Consider the following 18,104-nt stretch of genomic DNA (forward strand, 5'->3'; position numbering starts at 1 on the left):
CTCAATCGCCCCGGCGCAGCGCGGGCAGGCCTACGCCCGTCGCGTCGAAGCCGCCGTCCACGGCGAGGGTCTGGCCCGTGACGAAGCTCGCGTTCTCGGAACACAGGAAGACGATCCCCTCCGCGATCTCGCGCGGCTCGCCATAACGGTTCAGCGGGATGGCGTCGTAATAGGCGGCGATGATCTCGGGCGCATGAACCGCCATCGCCAGCTTGGTGCGGACGGGGCCAGGGGCGATGCAGTTCACGCGGATGCCCATCTCGCCCAGTTCGGCGGCATATTGCTTGGTCAGGTGGATGACGGCGGCCTTGGAGGTGCCATAGGCCACCCGCAGCGTGGACGCCCGCAGCCCCGAGATCGACGCGATGTTGACGATGGCGCCCTTGGTCTCGGCCAGGGCCGGGGTCAGCGCCTGGGTGCACAGGAACACGCCGTCGAGGTTCGTGGCCATCACCTCGCGCCACTGCTCGAAGCTGACCGAGGGCGCGCGGGAAAACAGCGCCACGCCCGCGTTGTTGACCAGCGCGTCGATGCGGCCGAAGCGGGCCAGCGCCTGATTGCGCATCCGGTCCACCTGCTCGGGGATGGAGACGTCGGCCACGATGGGATGGACGCCCTGCAGCGTGCCCGAGGCAGCGGCCAGTTCGTCCCCGTCGCGGTCCACCATCGCGACCTGCCAGCCGCGTTCAAGGAAAAGCTCGGTGGCGGCAAGGCCGATGCCGCGCGCGGCCCCGGTGACGAGGGCAACTTTGGTGGTCATGGTCAGTCCTTGGATGGTTCGATCAGGATTTCCAGCGTCACGCCCACGGGGTTCGCCCCGCGCGCCAGCACGCCGTAAAAAATGGTGCCGTCGATATCCACGACATCGATGGGCAGATGCGCGCGGCTGGCTTCCACCCGCGCACTCGCGAAACGCAGCTCGGTCGCAAGGCAATCGACGCGCGCGCCGTCAGTGAACAGGATATGGTCGATGCTTCCGAGGCCGTGGATGCGGACTTCGGTCCAGCCTGCCTCGGCACAGAGGGCCTCGACGGCGGTCACGACATCCCCGCCCGGCGCGATGCGGGCGATGAGGCCGGGGGCTTCGGGCAGGCCGCCCGAGACTTGGAACAGGGTGAAGTTCGTCTCGGCATCGGGGCGCGAGTCGAACCAGGCGTCCCGCGCCCCGATGCCGGTCACGGGTGCATCCTGCGCGACCACGCTGTCCAGCGGCAGCAGGTGTCCCATGGCCCTTTGTCCGCCCGAGCCCCAGATGCCGTGGCAATGCAGGAACGCCGCGCCGTCGCGCTGGCCGACGCTGGCCGTGGCACTCTCGATCCGCACCGGCCCTGCGGGGGCATAGGTGTCGGAGTACCATGCCGCGTGCGAGGCATCGCGGGACAGCGCCGGCAGGACATAGCGCATGGGATCGCAGGTCACGCCGTCCAGGAAGACCACGCCCCCCGGACAGCCCGCCTCGGCGAACAGCCGCGCGACCCCGGCCATCGCCGTCTCGCCCGTTCGCAGGGTGCCCGCGACCGGCACCAGCCGCGTTCGCGCCGCCTGCACCCGCTCGGGCGCGCGCGGGCCGGGGTGGACCATGCGCGCCACTCCTGTTTTCGGGGACTCCGAGTCCTGCAAGCCCCCGGCCAGTTCCAAGGTCATGCCTGCGCGTCCCCGGACAACTCGCGCCGCTCAAGCTCCTCGCGGATCATCTTCTTGGTGATCTTGCCATAGGCCGATTTCGGCAGCGCGTCCCACATCACGAAGCGGCGCGGCAGCTTGTAGCGCGAGAGCTTGCCGTCGAGATGCGCGGCCAGGTCCTCGGCCGTGACCGATGCGCCCTCGCGCGGGACGCAGACGGCCCAGCCGACCTCGCCCCACAGGGGGTCGGGCATCCCCAGCACGGCGACCTCGCTGATGGCAGGGTGGGTCAGGATCTTCTCCTCGACCTCGCGCGGATAGACGTTCGAGCCGCCCGAGATGAACATGTCCGACCGCCGCCCGGTGATGTAGAAGAAGCCGCGCGTGTCCATGTGGCCGAGATCGCCCGTGCGGAACCAGCCATTGCGGAAGGATTCCGCATTGGCCTTGGGGTTGTTCCAGTAGCCCGCGAAGACGGCGGGGCCTGTCACGCAGATCTCGCCCGTCTCGCCGGGGGCAAGTTCGTTGCCGCTGTCGTCCTGCACCTGCACCTCGACACCCGTGCGGGCAAAGCCGCAGCTGCCGGTCAGGCCGTCGTCACTGGCGCTGTGCAGGTATGTCGGCAGGACGGTGATCGCGCCGGTGACCTCGCCCAAGCCGAAATACTGGACCAGCACCGGCCCCAGCACCTCCAGCGCGCGCTTCTGGTCCTCGCGATACATCGGCGCGCCCGCGTAGATGACATAGCGCAGCGAGGAGCGGTCGGCCGAGGCCGCCACCGGATGCTCGACGATCAGCTTGAGAATCGTGGGCACCGTGAAGATGGTCGAAACGCGCCATTCCGCGATCAGGGCGCAGACGGTCTCCACGTCGAATTTCTCGGACGGCATCAGCACCGTCTTCACCCCGCGTGCGACCTGCGTCAGCTGGTGGACCCCCGCGCCATGCGACAGGGGCGCCACCACCAGCGAGGCGTCCTGCGGCGTCAGTCCCGGCATCAGGTCGGCCAAGTGGTTCGTGACCACAAAGGCCATCTGCCCGTGGGTCAGGACCGAGGCCTTGGGCCGCCCCGTGGTGCCCGAGGTGAAGAAGAACCAGCAGGGATCGTCGCGGTCCACCACCGCCACCTGCGGGCGCTGGCCCATGTACTCCTCGGTCAGCGCCTCGAGAGAGGTGCCGAAGCCGTTCCCGCCGATGGAGAGCGTGAAGCCCAGATCGCCGCAGGCCGCCGCATGGTCAGGGAAGGCCGCGTTGCAGACCATCCCCACCGCGCCCGAGGCCTGCACCTGCCAGGCGACCTCGTCGGGCGTCTGGCGGAAGTTCGCGGGCACCCAGATGCCGCCCGCGCGCCAGACGGCGAACATGGCCTGCATCATCTCGGGGCAGTTCTGCGACTGGCACAGCACCCGGTCTCCCTTCCTCAGCCCCAGCCGGTCCTGAAGGGCAGCGGCCAAGGCATCGGTGCGGGCCTCGAACTCGGCCCAGGTCCAGCGGCGCTCGCCCATGACCAGCGCGATCTCGTCGGGCAGGCGGCGGGCGGACTGCGTCAGGAACGTCGCGAGGTTCATCACCCGCGTGGACACCGGCAAGGCCTTCGCAGCAACGCCCGCAGCGGGCAGGGTCGCGTCGTTCATTTCACCCTCTCGAGGATCGAGCAGTAGTTGGCGACCGCCGCGCCCCCCATGTTGAAGACACCGGCGAGCTTCGCGCCGGGCACCTGCATCCCGCCCGCTTCCCCGGCCAATTGCAGGCAGGCCATGACGTGCTGGCTGACGCCCGTCGCGCCGATCGGATGGCCGCGCGACTTGAGCCCGCCTGAGGGGTTCACCGGCAGCGCGCCATCCATGCGGGTGGTGCCGTCGCGCACGACCTTCCAGCCCTCGCCGGGCTTGGCGAGGCCCATCGCCTCGTATTCGATCATCTCGGCGATGGTGAAGCAGTCATGCGTTTCCACGAGGTCGAGATCCATGATCTGGACCCCCGCCTGATCCAGCGCCTGCGCCCAGGCGCGGTGGGCCCCCTCGAAGGCGATAGGGTCGCGGCGGGACAGGGCCAGCACGTCGCCCGCCTGCGCCCGGGCGCGGAAGCGGATCGCGCGGGACAGTTGTTCCGCCATCTCGGCATCCGCCAGCACGATCGCCGCCGCTCCGTCCGAGATCAGCGAGCAGTCGGTGCGCCGCAGCGGCCCCGCCACGCGGGGGTTCTTGTCGGACGGCGTGTTGCAGAACTCGACCCCGAAGTCCTTCTGCATATGGGCATAAGGGTTGCGGGTGCCGTTCTCGTGGTTCTTGGCGGCGATCATCGCCAGTTCCTCGGACCGGTCGCCGTGGCGCTGGAAATAGGTGTTGGCGATCTGGCCGAAGACGCCCGCGAAGCCGCCTTCCACATCGGCCTCCTCGGGGACATAGCTGGCGGCCAGAAGGATGTCGCCGACCTCGGCCACCGGGGTCGCGGTCATCTTCTCGGCCCCGATCACCAGCGCGATGCGGCCCCGCCCCGAGGCGATGAAGTCGGCGGCGGCATACAGCGCGGCCGAGCCGGTGGCGCAGGCGTTTTCCGTCCGCATGAAAGGCACGCCCGCCAGTTCCGGCGTTCCCATCGCCACCAGCGCGCCCTGGAAGTCCTGCCGCGAGAAGCCGTTGTTCCAGACGCCGACGAAGATGCCGTCCAGTTGCTCGGCGGTGACACCGGCATGGGCGAGCGCCGGGCCCGCGACCTCGGCCATCAGGGCGGTGGTGTCGGGGGCCTCGGACTTGCCGAAGCGGGTGTGGGCCCAGCCCACGATCAGCGGTTCGGTCATGGTTTATCCTCTTGCGGTGCGCAGCGTCGGTTGCGGCGCGGGCGTCGCGCCGGGGGTGAGAGGGCGGGCGAGGCGCGCCTCGATCAGCGCGGCCTCGGTCCGCAGCAAGCGGACCAGTTCCGGCTGACGGGCAGGCCCCATGCGGCTGTCGATGGCGGCAATGGTCAGGGCGGCGGCGGGGCGGCCGTCGGGCCAGAGGACCGGCACCGCCACGCCCCAGCTGCCCGGCACGACCCGGCCGGGGTTCAGCGCGAAGCCGCGTTCCCGCGCCAGCGCCACGTCGGCGGGCAGATATGCCGCCGCCTCGCCCATGCGGGCGAAGGTCGCGGGCGCGATGCGGTCAAGGGTGGCGACGGCCTCGTCGGGCGGCAGGGCGGCGAGCAGGGCGATGCCGCCCGCGCCGACGCCCGCCGGATTGCGGTCGCCCGCCAGCAGGGCATGGGTGCGGATGGGGAAGGCGCCTTCCTCGCGCATCAGGCAAACGACCTCGTCGCCCTGCGACACCAGCAGGAATGCGCTGTCGCCGCTGTCCCGCGCCAGCCGGGCCACGCAATCGGCGGCCTGTTCCGCCATGTCATGCCGCCGCCCGGCCCGGAGGCCCAGAAGAAAGGCGCCTGTGCCCAGGTGATAGGCCCGCGTGCCCGCGTCCTGTTCGACCAGGTGCGCGCCCATCAGCGAGATCAGCAGCCGGCGGGCGGTTGGCTTGGCCACCCCCGCCGCCTGCGCCAGCGCCGCGAGCGACGAGCCCTCGGGCGGGGCGCGGCCCACGGCGGCCAGAAGCGCAAGCGCCCGGTCCACGGCCTGCGCCCCGCCCGAAGGGGCGAGAGAGGCCGCAAAAAAGGACGCCTGCGCCGCCATGTCAGGCCAGCGCCCGGCCGACCGAGCGTTCCAGGATCGCCCAGGCCTCGTCGCCGAACTTGCCCTTCCATTCGGCATAGAAGCCCGCCTCGCGCAGCTTCTGCTCGAAGGGGGCGGGATCGACCTCGTTGATGGTCATGCCCGCCGCTTCCAGATCGTCACGCAGCGACTGGTTCAGCGCCATCACGTCCTGCCGCTGGACCATGGCCGCGTCGTTGAAGTTCTTCGACACGATGGCCTGCAGGTCCTCGGGCAGCGCGCCCCAGGCGCGGCGGTTGCCCAGCATCCAGAAGCCGTCCCACATGTGGTTGGTCAGCGAGCAGAACTTCTGCACCTCGTTGAGCTTCGAGGTCGAGATGATCGCCAGCGGGTTTTCCTGCCCGTCCACGATCCCCGTCTGCAGCGCCGAATAGACCTCGGCGAAGTTGATCGAGGTCGGCGCCGCGCCGAGCGCCGTGAACATCGAGGTCCACAGCGGCGAGACAGGCACGCGGATCTTCATGCCCTCGAAATCGGCGGGCGCGGCGATGGGCCCGCGTGACGAGGTGGTCTGGCGGAAGCCGTTGTCCCAGATCTTCTCCTGCACGATCAGCCCGCCCTTCTCGATCTCGGCGCGCGCATAGGCGCCAAGCTCTCCGTCCATGGCGGACCAGACGGCGTCATAGTTCGGGAAGGCGAAGCCCACGCCGTTGACGGCGGCGTTCGGGATCAGGGTGGACAGGATCAGCGGCGAGAGCAGGAAGAACTCGACCCCGCCCGAGCGCAGCTGCCCCAGCACATCGGTGTCCGCGCCCAGCTGGTTCGAGGGGAACACCTGAATGTCCACGCGCCCGTCCGACTCCTCCATGATCTTCGCCACGGCCTCGGCGGCGCGGACGTTGGTCGGGTGGGTCATCGGCTGGTTGTTGGCCAGCTTCATGGTGAACTCGGCCGCGCGGGCGGCACCGGGACGGATGAAGGGCGCGGCAAGGCCGAGGGCGGCGGCCCCCATCAGCAGGGTGCGGCGGTTGGTTTTCACGGGTTGTCTCCTCCCAGAGAACTGCTTCAGATGAAGGCGGTGGAAATGGCGGGCACGGCGGCGATCACGCCAAGGCCCACCAGCAGCGCGACAAGGTAGGGCCAGATGCGGCCCATCACGGCGTCGGGCGAGATGCCCGCGATCTTGCAGGCGATGTAGAAGCCGATGCCGATGGGCGGCGCCATCAGCCCGATGTTCATCGCGGTCACGATCACCATGGAATAATGGATGTCGTTCAGCCCCAGGGCGCGGGCCAGCGGGAACATGATCGGCGCCAGAAGGACGATGGCAGGCAGCCCTTCCAGCACGCAGCCGAGGATCAGGAAGATCACGATGGACGCGAGCATGAAGATCACCGCCCCGCCCGGCAGGCCGGTCATGATCGCGGTCAGGTCGCGGGCAAAGCCAGACTGCGTCAGCGCCCAGGACATGGCCGAGGCGGTGCCGAGGATCAGCAGGATCGCGCCCGACATGGCGACGGTTTCCACCAGCATTGGCACGATGCGCCGGCGCGGGATGCCGCCGTAAAGGACCACGCCGATCCCGAAGGCATAGACCACGGCGATGGCCGAAACCTCGGTCGCGGTGGCGATGCCGCCGCCGACGAGGCTGCGGATCAGGAAGGGCAGGACCAGCGCGGGCGCCGCGACCAGCAGGGTGCGCCCGATGACGCCGGGGCGGGCGCGGCGGACGCCGGTCATGTCCTCGTCCCGCGCCTTCCAGCGCGCGAGGATCGCCAGCACCAGCAGCAGCACCATGGCGATGACGAAGCCCGCCTTGAACAGGCCCGCGATGGACACGCCCGCCGCCGAGCCCAGCACGATCAGCACAATGGACGGCGGCACCGTGTCGGCCATGGCCGCGCCGGTGGCCAGCAGCGCCGTCATCTCGGCCGGCGAATGGCCCCGCCGGCGCATTTCGGGAAACAGCGCCGGGGCTACCGTTGCCATGTCCGACACCTTCGACCCGGAAATCCCCGAAACGAGGAACATCGAGCCGAGCAGCACATAGCTCATCCCCGCCTTCACATGGCCCAGAAGCGAGGCGAGGAAGTTCACGATGGCCCGGCCCATCCCGGTCTCGTCGAGGATGCAGCCCAAGAGCACGAAGACCGGCACCGACAGCAGGATCAGCGAGGACATCCCCTCGTCGATGCGCCCCATCATCACGAAGACCGGCGCGTTGCTGGCGAAGGTCAGATAGGCGAGCGTCCCCGTGGCGAAGCAGAAGGCGATGGGCACGCCGATGGCCAGAAGAAGTGCCACGACCAGCCCGAGGAAGATCGGCAAGTTCCAGTTGCCGAAGCTGGCAAGAGTGGGTTTCCCCGCCCACAGCAGCCCCGCGAGGGCCCCGACCAGCAGCAGCGAGGACAGGATCGCGCCCCAGTTGCGGGTGCGGACGGTGGCAAGGACCATCAGCAGCGCCATCAGCCCGATCCCGGCGGGCAGGGCCGAGGCGCGCCAGGACATCGGCAGCCCCAGCGCGGGCGAGGTGACGAAGGATTCCTCATAGGCGTAGCTGACCGCCTCGGGCAGCAGGCGCAGCAGCAAGATGCAGGTGACGACCAGCCCCGCGACCTCGACCCACCCCCGGATGCGCGCGGGGATCAGCGGCAGGAAGATCGTCAGGCGCAGATGCTCGTGCCGGTCAACGGCGACGGCCGAGCCCAGCATCGCCATCCAGATGAAGGCCAGCGAGGCGAGTTCGTCGCCCCAGACCAGCGGCTGATGCAGGACATAGCGGCAGACGACATTGGCCAGCACCGTTGCCATCATCACCGCCAAAAGGGCCGCGGCGGCAAGCTCGACCGGCCGCATCCAGGCCTCGGCCTTCTTCGGCTCGGTCAGCGTCTCGATGCCGCCCAGCGCCACCTCGGCGCCGGGCTGTTCGGCCAGTTCCATGCCCTGTCCCCCTCTGCTCCACATGCGTTCCATATGATGGAGCGACAGGTGGTTTTCTTCTGCCCGGCAATGAACACCATCCGCAAAGGACGCGGCAAGCCATAAAATTGCTTGAAGAGGGTCATTCCACGCTATGAAACCTCTGTCGAAGCCAAGTAGGGCTTTCCGATCTTGCGCTGCCTTTCCTCGGCTCTCGCCTGCGGCTGCGCAGGTGGGAAGAAGCGGACAGCTGCCAAGAACCTGTCGGCCCCGGCCTGCACACCTCGGACCAAGGTCGCAGAGGCGGACAGGCCACAGATCTCGTGATATAAATGCAACAAATTCGAAACTGTTAATAAGTGGTTAATGACAATTGAAAACCGAAAGGCTAATTGACCTGCATTCAACGGACCTCGGAGTTTATCCATGATGAAGACCACTTTCCTCGCGGCTCTTATTTCCGGCAGCGCCGCCGCTGCAATGGCCGGTGGCTATGCCGCCCCGGTCGTCGAAGTGGCACCTGCCGCCCCGGTCGTTGTCGCGGCCGAACAGCCCACCGGCGATTGGACCGGTTTCTATGCCGGTCTGCAGTATGGCAAGACCGAAGCCGATATCGACGGCATTGACGTCGATGGCGACAACTACGGCGTCCATGCCGGTTACCTGCGCGACTTCGGCCGCTTCGTCGGCGGCGCCGAGCTGTCCTATGACAAGCTGGACGACTTCGACGTCGCGGGCATCGACGTCGATGGCGACGGCAACCTGCTGCGCGGCAAGCTGCTTGCCGGTTACGACGCGGGCAAGCTGCTGCCCTACGCTGCGATCAGTCTGGGCCGTCTCGAGATCGACCTCGGCGACGACGAGGAAAGCGAAACGGGCGTCGGCTTCGGCCTCGGCGTCAAGTACATGGCGACGCCGCGCTTCATGCTGGGCGCCGAGTGGATGCGCAACAACTTCGAGTTCGACGCTGGCGCGGGCTCGGACATCGACGTTGATCTCGACACGCTCAGCCTCAACGCCGCGTTCCGTTTCTGATCGGCTTCTCTCCTGCCTCTCCTGGGTGCTGCAAATGCGGCACCCTTTTTTATCTTTAATCTCGGATCTGTCTAATTCGACATTTTCCGGTTTCAAGTGAAATTGATCGCACGTAATCTTGATGTATTAACAGATCGACTTTCCGATCTCCCGCTTGATGTACCTGCTTCGGAGGTGCGAATGACCTTGGCCGAGATATTCAGGCGCCAGCATGCAGGCTTCGCGGCAGACCCGCGTCCCGACCTGAAACGGCGGCAGCATGCGCTGGCGCAGCTCGCAGCCGCGGTCCGTGCGCATGAGGCCCGCCTGATCGCCGCCGTGGATGCCGATTTCGGCGGCCGCCCCGCTGCCGAAACGCGCCTGCTGGAACTGCTGCCGCTTTACGACCAGATCGCCCATGCCCGTCGCCACCTGCGCGGCTGGATGCGGCGCCGCCGGGTCGCGGGCTCTCGCTTCCTGTGGCCGGCAAGGGCCTTCTACGAATACCAGCCCTTGGGCGTGGTTGGGGTGATCGGCGCCTGGAACTATCCGGTCCTGCTGACGCTCGGCCCCATGGTCGATGTGCTGGGCGCCGGCAACCGCGTGCTGCTCAAGCCCTCCGAGCTTGCGCCGCATACGGCCGAGGCGCTGGCCGCGCTGCTGGCCGAAGCCTTCCCGCTTGAACAGGTCGCGGTCGTGACCGGCGATGCGGAGGTTGCCCGCGCCCTGACGCGCCTGCCGCTGGATCACCTGGTCTTCACCGGCTCGACCCGCGTGGGGCGCGAGGTGATGCGGGCCGCCGCCGACAACCTCACCCCGGTCACGCTGGAACTGGGCGGCAAGTCGCCCGCCATCCTGCACGACAGCGCCGACCTGAGCCGTGCCCTGCCGCGCCTGATGACGGGCAAGCTGCTGAACGCGGGCCAGACCTGCGTCGCCCCCGACTATGCGCTGGTCCCGCCCGGGCGCATGGAGGACTTCGAAACGCAGGCCCGCCGCGCCGTTGCCGCCATGTTCCCGAACGGGCTGAACGGGGATTATGCCCGGATCATCTCGGACCGGCATCTCGCCCGATTGCAGCGTCTTGTGGCCGAGGCGCGCGAAGGCGGCACCCGCCTCGTTGAACTGGCACCCGTGCCTGCCGGTGCGAACGGCCGCCTCATGCCGCCGACGCTGGTCTTCGACCCGCCCGAGGACAGCGCCCTCATGCACGAGGAGATCTTCGGCCCCGTCCTGCCGGTCATCCCTGCGCCGACACTGGACGATGCGCTGGCCTTCGTGAACGCAAGGCCGAGGCCGCTCGCGCTCTACTACTTCGATGACGACAGGACGCGGCAGGATCGGGTGCTGGCCTCCACCATGTCGGGCGGTGTGACCTTCAACGACTGCATGTTCCACGTGGGCCAGCTGAACCTGCCCTTTGGCGGGGTGGGGGCCAGCGGAACGGGCGAATACCACGGCTTCGACGGTTTCGCGCGCTTCTCGAAGAAGCGCCCGGTGATGGTGCAGCCGCGGCTTGCCACCACGGGCCTTGTCCGGCCGCCTTGGGGCGCACGCCGGCGGCTGATCGGCGCGATGCTGGCCTTCGCGCGCCGCAGCGCCGGGCGCTAGCGCTCCGCCTCGTCCATCAGCCCGCCGACCCAGCGGGCGGCGAGCCATGTCGCGGGGATCGTCAGCGGCACCGCGACGATCAGCGTGGCGACCGGCGACAGGCTGGGCCCGCCGGCCGAGGCCGAGATCAGCCCCAGCATGAACAGGTTGATCGCCACCGCCCCCCAGACGAAGGGCGACAGGATCAGACCCAGCCGCCACAGGTTCCTTTTAGTGGCTGGTTCCGTCCGAGAAGGTGATCTTGTTCCAAACATTGTACTTTCCCGAGGGCTTCCTCATCGGCAGCCGCCGGACCTCCTCCAGCGTCTTCGCATCATAGACGACCACCGCCCCGTCGTCCTCCCAGATCGAGACCAGGGCATACTTGCCGTCCCTGGTGAACTCGGTATGGGCCACGGTCTTGCCGGGGGCGGGGTTGACGGTCTTGACGATCTCCAGCGTCTGCTTGTCGATGATATGGACCTCGTCCTTGTGCGGGCCGAAGAACACATCCGCCCAGACATAGGGCGAGGTCTCGTGGCTGCGCAGGAAGAAGCCAGGGCCACTGGTCTTGATCTGCTTGACCAGAGTCCAGTCGGTCATGTCGATCACCGACAGCACGCCCTCGTCCAGGTGCGGCGTTGCCATGACCTTGTGTCCGTTCCGGTCCCAGGTGATGCCGGACCCGAGATGCGGCATCCCCGGCAGCGGCAGCTCGGCCACCTTGCCGCCGCTGGTCAGGTTGATGACCACGCCCTTGGTGCCCTCGCGGTTGGTGCCGATCAGGTTCTTGTAGCCGGGGTCGAAGAAGAAATCGTCCAGCGGCTCCTCGGTGCGGATGCGGCGGCGGGCGAACAGCCCCTCCTGCGCGCCGAAGGCCTCGGTCGCGTCCTTTTCGAAGCTGTGGACATAGCCGTCGTAGAAGGGCCCGGCCTCGGGGTCGGTCGCCACCTCCCAGATCTCGGGCGCGTCCTTCAGCGCGAGGATGAAGCTTTTCCGCTCGGGCGCCTGGTAGACGGCGCTGACCCGGCTGGGGGTGCCGTCCTTCGCCGCGACGTCGATCACGCGCACGGGCTCCAGCGTTTCGGTGGACAGGATCGTCAGCGTCTGCGGCAGGTAGTTGGCGACGGCGAGCCACTGGCCGTCATGGCTCATGGCGATGTTGCGGCTGTTGAGGCCCGCGCGGACGCGGCCGACCTCCCTGAGCGACCAGATGTCGTATTTCTCGACCCAGCCGTCGCGGGACATGACGAAGACGTAACGTCCGTCAGGCGAGAACTTCGGCCCCCCATGCACCGCATAGGGCGTGCCGAAGCGGTCCAGCACGTCGAAGGTATCGCCGTCCAGCACGCTGACATGATGGTCGCCGGTTTCCACGACCAGCGTGATGTTCATGGGATCGGCGGTGAAGACCGGCTTTTCGGCTGGGGTGTAGTCCGCCACCATCTCGCGGCTGGCCTCGATGTCGGCCACGGTCCAGCTTGGCGTCTCGGCCAGCGGCGCCTTGATGAACTCGACCAGCGCGGCGATGCGCTCGGGCGAAAGCTGGTCGGCGAAGCCCGTCATCTGCGTCGAGGGACGGCCGTGGGCGATCACTTGGTCCAGGTTCTTCGCCCGCGTCAGCGTCTCGGGAATCAGCGCGGGGCCGGTGCCGCCCAGCCGGTTCTCGGCATGGCACGAGGCACAATGCTCGGCGTAATCCGCGGCCGCATCGGCCCAGCCTCCGGTGGGCAGCAGCGCCAGAACAGCAACGATCGCGATGTCTTTCGGCCTCAAGTATCCCCGCCGGAGGCGTCTTTCAGAAGAAACGATGCGCGGGGTCATGGCTCTTTCCACGGAAGGGTCTCACGGTCAGGCGTTCGAGATCGTCCTCGACCCCGATCTCGGCATTGGACAGGTAGCAGGCCGGGTCCTCGGCCCAAGGGTCGCCAGTCAGCTGCAAGGCGCGGATGCGGGTGTTGCCGCCGCAGACGTCCTTGAAGGCGCAGGCACCGCAGCGCCCCTTCAGCGGGCGTGGCCGGGTCCGCAGCGTCGCCAGCATGGGATCGTCGCCCGTCCACCACTCGGTGAACGGCTTTTCCTTGACCGAGCCCACCGTGTAGTCCGACCAGTAGGTGTCCGGATGGACCTTGCCCTGCGGGTCGATGTTGGCGACGCCGAGGCCCGAGGAGTTGCCGCCCCAGGCCACCAGATGCTCGCGCACATGGGCCACGGTGGCGGCGTCGAAGTTCCGCTCGGCCCAGCGCATGAACCAAACGGCGTCGGCGTCGTTGTTGCCGGTCACGATCTCCAGCGGCCGGCCGTTCGAGACCGCGTCCCAGCCGCGCTCTATCAGCAGGTCCATGGCGCGTCGGGTATGGGCGTGCTCCTGGTCCTCGCCCCGGTGCTTGTCGCCGCGGCCGGCATAGACGAGATGCGACAGGTAGAACTTGTCCACGCCCTCGGATTCGCAGAGGTCCAGCATCAGCGGCAGCTGGTCGCCGTTGTCCTTCGTGATGGTGAAGCGCAGGCCCACCTTGACGCCCCGCGCCTTGCAGGCGCGCACGCCCGCCAGCGCATTGGCAAAGGCGCCCTCGACCCCCCGGAACCAGTCGTTCGTGGCCCCGATCCCGTCAAGCGAGATGCCGACGTAATCGAAACCCAGCGCCGCCACGCGGTCCGCCACGCCCGGCTCGCCCAGCTTCGTGCCGTTGGTGGACAGCGACAGGTGGCGGAAGTCGAGTTGCCGCGCGCGTTCCGCCAGTTCCCAGAAGTCGAAGCGGGACAGGGGCTCTCCCCCCGACAGGATCAGCGCGGGGATGCGGAAGGCCGACAGGTCGTCCAGCACGCCCAGCGCCTGCTCATGCGTCAGCTCGCCCGGAAAGACGTGGTCCGAGCTGACCGTGTAGCAGTGGCGGCACTTGAGGTTGCAGGTGCGGGTCAGGTTCCAGATCACCACCGGCTTGACCGAGCCCGGCGTTCCCCGCCGCCGGACGGGCGTGGGTTCCACAAGCTGGTGCATGTACTGGGTCAGGCGGAACATCGGCGGCCCCTTTCATTCATCGCGCAGGCGCAGCCCGGTCTTCTTCAGGATGCGGGTCGAATAGAGGATGTCGTGGCCCCGGCAGGCGTCGCCCAGAATCGCGGCCACCTCGGCGCGCTTCCCCTCGACTTCCGCGCGGCTTTCGCCATGCAGCATGGCGAACAGGTTGTAGGGCCAGTCGGGCAGGGCGCGCGGGCGCTGGTAGCAATGGGTCACATAGGGCAACGCGCCGATCCGGGCGCCCAGTTCCGAGATGCGGTCGTCGGCCACGTCCCAGACGCTCATCCCGTTGGCGGTCATGCCAAGGGCATAATGGTTCGGCGCGACCGCGATGCGGCGGATGATGCCGCGATCCTGCATCGCCTTCATGCGGGCGATCACCTCGGGTTCGGTCAGCCCGACGGCCTTGGCCACCGCCGCGTAAGGCGCAGCGACCAGCGGCAGGCCCGCTTGCGTGGCCCGGATGATGCCGCGGTCGATGGGGTCCAGCGCGGTCATGCCTGCACCCGGAAGCCGATGAAATATTCTTCCAGCTTGGGAAACAGCATCACCTTCAGCCCCGTCTCGCCCTCGATCGCCTGCGCCGTCCGCTCGATCCCCTCGGGCGAGTCGGTCGCCAGCACGAACCACATGTTCAGCGCGTGCGTGCGTTCATAGTTATGCGCGACCTCGGGATGCGCATTGACCTTGGTCAGGACCTCGTCGAAGCGATCCACCGGCACGGCCATTGCGCAAAGACAGAAGGCCCCGCCCATGGCGGCGGCGTCGAAGAAGGGGCCGAAGCGGGTGATGGCGCCGAGATCGCGCAGGCGGGCCAAGCGGGCGATCAGGTCGTCCCCGGTGATGCCCAGCGCCGCGCCTGCGTCGTCATAGGGGCGGGGTGTCAGGGGAAAGCCGTCCTGAAGGGCGTTCAGGATGGCGCGGTCGGTGGGGTCCAGCGCCTCGGGCGGCAGGACGGTGCGGGAGGGACGGGTCATGCGGCCTCGATCAATGCGCCGCGCTGCTTGAAGCAGCGGGTCGAGAACAGGATCTTGTGCGGGACATTTGCCAGTTCCGGCAAGGTCCGGGCGCGGTCCAGAACCTCCATCGCCTCGGGGCGGGACCGTGCGTGGATCATGCAGAAAAGCGGCCAGTCCCAGACACCCGTCACGAGCCGGCGCTGGTAGCAGAGCGTCACGCCCGGCACCTGCGCCAAGGCGCGGCCCGCAGCTTCGATGGCCTGTTCGGGCAACTGCCACACCACCATGGCGTTCGCCGCCCAGCCGAGCGCTCGGTGGCGCACGATCACGCCCACGCGCGTCAGGATGCGGGCCTCGGCCAGCGCCCCGATGCGGGCGATGATCTCGGCTTCCTCGCGGCCCAGCCGTTCGGCCAGCGCTGCAAAGGGGGCGGGCACGAGGTCCAGCCCCTCGGACAGCGCCTGCATCAGCGGGCGGTCGTCCTCGCGCAGCACCTCCATGTCGGGCGCGCGGTCCAGCCCCAGCGGCTGGCGCGGGCCGCGCAGGCGGAAGCCCAGGTCGATGTTGAAGGGCCGCACCAGCGGCAGCGACAGGACCGGCAGGCCGGAGGCCGCCTCGATCCGAGCCAGCGCGGCGGCAAGTTCGGCGTCCGAAGGCGCCGTGGCGACGAACCACAGGTTCCAGTGGTCCTCGCGCAGATAGGAATGGTTCACGCCCGGCTCGGCGCCGACGATGGCCGCGACCTCCTCGATCCGGTCCTCGGGGATCGCCAGCGCGGCCAGCGTCGAGGCGCCCGCCGTGTTCGGCCGGCAGGTCGCGCCCACGCGGCTGATCCGGCCGCAGTCCTGCAACCGTTCCAGCCGCTCCAGCACGTCCGCCTCGGTCGTCCCCAGCGCCTCGGCCATGGCGGCGAAGGGATGGGACACCAGGGGCAGATCGCGCTGGAACTCGTCCAGCAGGCGGGTGTCGAGACAGTCGGGCGAAAGCTCGGTCATAGGCCGGTCCTGTGGGCGCGGGCGGTGAAGAAGATGCCGGACGGGGCCTGGGCCTCGATCTCTCCAAGCTTTTCATAGGTGCGGGCGTCGTGGATCACCACCTTGTTGTCGTCCCGGGCCGACAGCCAGACCTCGCGCCCGCGCGGGGTGAACTCCATGTGCAGGATGCCCTTGCCGGGTTGCAGTGTCTGCCTGACCTCGTGGGTCACGCTGTCGATCACCTGCACGGTGCCGTTGTCAGGGGTGGCGAAGTTCACCCACAGTTCGCGCCCGTCGGGCCGGGCCGTGACGAAGACGGGCTGGCCCGCGACATCGGTGCGGCCGGTTTCCTCGCCGCTGGCCGCGTCCACCCACAGGACCTGGTGCAGCCCCACGGCGGGCAGGGCATAGGTGGACCCGGCCAGCGTCCAGCCCTGCAGATGCGGCATCTTGTAGACGGGCAGGTCGGGCTGGTTCTTGCCATAGTCGGGCAGGATGCGGCGCGGCTGGGGCGGGTCGGCCCACATGTCGATGGTGGTCAGGCCCTTTTCCCCGAAAAGCCCGACGATATAGGTCCGCCCGTCCGCTGTCATCAGCGCGTCATAGGGGTTCGCCCCCACGCCCTCGATCTTCGTGACCTGCGGGTTCGCGGGGTCTTCCGAGTGGTCCAGCACCCAGACCTCGCCCGTGTCCCAGGTCGCCACGACAAAGCGCGAGCCGGGCGCATCCGCCAGCCCCACGGTCTTGGACCCCATGGGCACGTCCGCGACCTGCTCCAGCGTGTCCGCGTCGAAGACCTTGACCCCGCCGGGTTCGTAGTTCGACACCGCGACCAGCCTGCCGTCGTCCGAGATCGCGCCGCCGATGGCGTTGCCGCCCTGCACGATGCGGTTTTCCAGCGTGCAGGTCAGGATGTCCACCTTGGACAGCCCGCCGTCGCGGCCGAAGACATAGGCGAAACGCTCGTCGGGCGAGAAGGTCAGCGAGGCATGGGACAGATCCCCCAGCCCCTCGACCCGGCAGAGCGCGGCGCGGTCCGACTGGTCCACGACCAGGACCGAGCCCGTCGCGCGCTCGATCACCACGCCCAGGTCACCCGTGCCGCGCGGCCCCTCGGCGGGACCGGGCAGGGTCGCCGGCACTGGTGCAGCCGTCTGCGCCAGCGCGGCGGCAGGGGCGATCAGGGCAAGCGCGGCAAGACAGGCGCGGATCATTCGGTCTTCTCCGTCTTCAGGTAGTCGGCGATCCACAGCGCCTCGGCTTCCGAGATCAGGGGCCGCCAGGGCGGCATCGCCGTGCCGGGCACGCCATCGAGAATGATCGCGGCGAGCCCCTCGGGGTCAAAGCCCTTCAGGTCGGCGGGGGTGATGGGCTTGCCCAAGCCTCCCTTCATCGTCAGGCCGTGGCAGGAGCCGCAGTCCTGGACCACCATGTGCTCAAGCTCGGCCTGCCGTTGCGGGGAAATCTCGGACGCCAGCGAAACCGAGGCCACGGCCGCAAGGGCAGCCGCGATCAGGCCGGCGTCAGCCATTTCCGACGACCCGCAGGTGCGCCGCACGCAATTCGCGCGGCAGGGGCAGGGCGGCGGTGTCGTAAAGACCGGCGACCCGGCCGATCATGAAGAGGACCGGCGCCTCCATCGGCGCGCGGGCGAGGTCGGCGCCGATCTGGGTGAGGTTCGACAGCATCCGCGCCTCGCGCGGGGTGGTGGCATGGGCCACGGCCAGCACCGGCAGGTCCACGGGCATTCCCGCGGCAATCAGCCGGGCGGCGATCTCGGCCATGTTCGCGGCGCCCATGTAGACGACCAGCGTGGTGTCGGGGTCGGCGAGGCTTTGCCAGTCGAGGTCCAGCACCTCGTCGCGGGCCCGGTGCCCGGTGACATAACGCACGCCCGTGGCGAGCCCGCGATGGGTCAGCGGCACGCCGGTCGAAGCGGCCGCCCCCTGCGCGGCGGTGATGCCGGGGACATAGGAATAGGTGATGCCGGCGGCGGCGAGTTCCTCGGCTTCTTCCGAGCCGCGGCCGAAGATCAGGGGATCGCCCCCCTTCAGGCGCAGCACGGTGTGGCCCTCGCGGGCGAGGCGCACCAGAAGCTCGTTGATCTGGTCCTGGGGAACGGAATGGAAGCCTGCGGACTTGCCGACGGAAATGCAGCGAGCGGCGGCGGGAATCAGCGCCATGATCTCGGGGCTAACCAGCCGGTCGTGGACGACGACCTCGGCCGATTGCAGCAGGCGCATCGCGCGGACCGTCAACAGTTCGGGGTCGCCCGGTCCTGCGCCGATGAGATAGACCTTGCCCGCCATATGCCTGTTCCCTTGCGGCTTTCTGCTGGGGATGGAGAGGCGCGCAGTCTGCCTGCG

Annotated in this window: 18 protein-coding genes; 2 read left to right on the forward strand and 16 right to left on the reverse strand. The window is 68.6% G+C overall.

All coding sequences use genetic code 11. From position 1 onward, the window contains the following. Window position 1: 1 nt before the first annotated feature. The 7 genes from ACFFII_RS13605 to ACFFII_RS13635 are packed head-to-tail and all read right to left on the reverse strand — an operon-like array spanning window position 2 to window position 8,200. A complete protein-coding gene (locus ACFFII_RS13605; protein WP_377699415.1) occupies window positions 2-760 on the reverse strand; it encodes an SDR family NAD(P)-dependent oxidoreductase in 759 nt (252 codons plus the stop codon). Between the two features lie 2 nt (window positions 761-762). After that, entirely contained in the window at window positions 763-1,581 is an 819-nt protein-coding gene (locus ACFFII_RS13610) for a PPC domain-containing DNA-binding protein (protein WP_377699416.1), read from the reverse strand. Window positions 1,582-1,640: 59 nt separating this feature from the next. Continuing rightward, window positions 1,641-3,257, reverse strand: a complete 1,617-nt coding sequence (locus tag ACFFII_RS13615) for an acyl-CoA synthetase (RefSeq protein ID WP_377699417.1) — start codon at window positions 3,255-3,257, stop codon at window positions 1,641-1,643. Beyond that, complete coding sequence (locus tag ACFFII_RS13620) at window positions 3,254-4,423, reverse strand: acetyl-CoA acetyltransferase (protein ID WP_377699418.1); 1,170 nt, start codon at window positions 4,421-4,423, stop codon at window positions 3,254-3,256. Before ACFFII_RS13620 ends, ACFFII_RS13615 begins: the two co-directional genes overlap by 4 nt. Window positions 4,424-4,426: 3 nt before the next feature. Then, complete coding sequence (locus ACFFII_RS13625) at window positions 4,427-5,281, reverse strand: IclR family transcriptional regulator (RefSeq protein WP_377699419.1); 855 nt, start codon at window positions 5,279-5,281, stop codon at window positions 4,427-4,429. A gap of 1 nt (window position 5,282) precedes the next feature. After that, window positions 5,283-6,299: a TRAP transporter substrate-binding protein gene (locus tag ACFFII_RS13630; RefSeq protein WP_377699420.1), complete on the reverse strand. Its 1,017-nt coding sequence runs from the start codon at window positions 6,297-6,299 to the stop codon at window positions 5,283-5,285. 26 nt (window positions 6,300-6,325) lie between these two features. Next, window positions 6,326-8,200 carry a TRAP transporter large permease gene (locus ACFFII_RS13635; RefSeq protein ID WP_377699421.1) on the reverse strand — a complete coding sequence of 625 codons (1,875 nt, stop codon included), beginning with the start codon at window positions 8,198-8,200 and terminating at the stop codon, window positions 6,326-6,328. Window positions 8,201-8,608: 408 nt separating this feature from the next. Here ACFFII_RS13635 and ACFFII_RS13640 point away from each other — a divergent pair, with 408 nt between their 5' ends. Beyond that, entirely contained in the window at window positions 8,609-9,214 is a 606-nt protein-coding gene (locus ACFFII_RS13640) for an outer membrane protein (protein ID WP_377699422.1), read from the forward strand. Between the two features lie 186 nt (window positions 9,215-9,400). Next, on the forward strand, window positions 9,401-10,804 hold the full coding sequence (locus ACFFII_RS13645; RefSeq protein WP_377699423.1) for a coniferyl aldehyde dehydrogenase: 1,404 nt from the start codon (window positions 9,401-9,403) through the stop codon (window positions 10,802-10,804). On the opposite strand, the gene ACFFII_RS13650 is transcribed toward ACFFII_RS13645, so the two are convergent. From ACFFII_RS13650 to cobA, 9 genes are read right to left on the reverse strand one after another with little or no spacing between them, the layout of a single operon-like run. Next, entirely contained in the window at window positions 10,801-10,962 is a 162-nt protein-coding gene (locus ACFFII_RS13650) for a hypothetical protein (RefSeq protein WP_377699424.1), read from the reverse strand. The two genes, ACFFII_RS13645 and ACFFII_RS13650, sit on opposite strands and share 4 nt — an antisense overlap. A gap of 52 nt (window positions 10,963-11,014) precedes the next feature. Continuing rightward, the gene (locus ACFFII_RS13655) at window positions 11,015-12,607 is read right to left on the reverse strand and encodes a cytochrome D1 domain-containing protein (protein WP_377699425.1); all 1,593 of its coding nucleotides are present in this window, start codon (window positions 12,605-12,607) and stop codon (window positions 11,015-11,017) included. Further along, window positions 12,582-13,805 (reverse strand): heme d1 biosynthesis radical SAM protein NirJ, encoded by a 1,224-nt coding sequence (nirJ, locus tag ACFFII_RS13660; RefSeq protein ID WP_377699426.1) that lies wholly within the window; start codon window positions 13,803-13,805, stop codon window positions 12,582-12,584. The genes ACFFII_RS13655 and nirJ overlap by 26 nt, the downstream gene beginning before the upstream one ends. A 12-nt stretch (window positions 13,806-13,817) precedes the next feature. Beyond that, window positions 13,818-14,303 carry a siroheme decarboxylase subunit beta gene (gene ahbB / locus ACFFII_RS13665; RefSeq protein WP_377699427.1) on the reverse strand — a complete coding sequence of 162 codons (486 nt, stop codon included), beginning with the start codon at window positions 14,301-14,303 and terminating at the stop codon, window positions 13,818-13,820. Next, a complete protein-coding gene (locus ACFFII_RS13670; RefSeq protein ID WP_377699428.1) occupies window positions 14,300-14,782 on the reverse strand; it encodes an Lrp/AsnC family transcriptional regulator in 483 nt (160 codons plus the stop codon). The genes ahbB (ACFFII_RS13665) and ACFFII_RS13670 overlap by 4 nt, the downstream gene beginning before the upstream one ends. Beyond that, a complete protein-coding gene (gene ahbB / locus ACFFII_RS13675; RefSeq protein ID WP_377699429.1) occupies window positions 14,779-15,759 on the reverse strand; it encodes a siroheme decarboxylase subunit beta in 981 nt (326 codons plus the stop codon). Before ahbB (ACFFII_RS13675) ends, ACFFII_RS13670 begins: the two co-directional genes overlap by 4 nt. After that, on the reverse strand, window positions 15,756-16,952 hold the full coding sequence (locus tag ACFFII_RS13680) for a cytochrome D1 domain-containing protein (RefSeq protein WP_377699430.1): 1,197 nt from the start codon (window positions 16,950-16,952) through the stop codon (window positions 15,756-15,758). Before ACFFII_RS13680 ends, ahbB (ACFFII_RS13675) begins: the two co-directional genes overlap by 4 nt. Further along, entirely contained in the window at window positions 16,949-17,269 is a 321-nt protein-coding gene (locus ACFFII_RS13685) for a c-type cytochrome (protein WP_377699431.1), read from the reverse strand. Before ACFFII_RS13685 ends, ACFFII_RS13680 begins: the two co-directional genes overlap by 4 nt. Further along, the gene (cobA, locus tag ACFFII_RS13690) at window positions 17,262-18,047 is read right to left on the reverse strand and encodes a uroporphyrinogen-III C-methyltransferase (protein WP_377699432.1); all 786 of its coding nucleotides are present in this window, start codon (window positions 18,045-18,047) and stop codon (window positions 17,262-17,264) included. Before cobA ends, ACFFII_RS13685 begins: the two co-directional genes overlap by 8 nt. Between the last annotated feature and the right edge of the window lie 57 nt (window positions 18,048-18,104).

Source organism: Paracoccus niistensis, assembly GCF_042432925.1.
Taxonomy (GTDB): domain Bacteria; phylum Pseudomonadota; class Alphaproteobacteria; order Rhodobacterales; family Rhodobacteraceae; genus Paracoccus; species Paracoccus niistensis.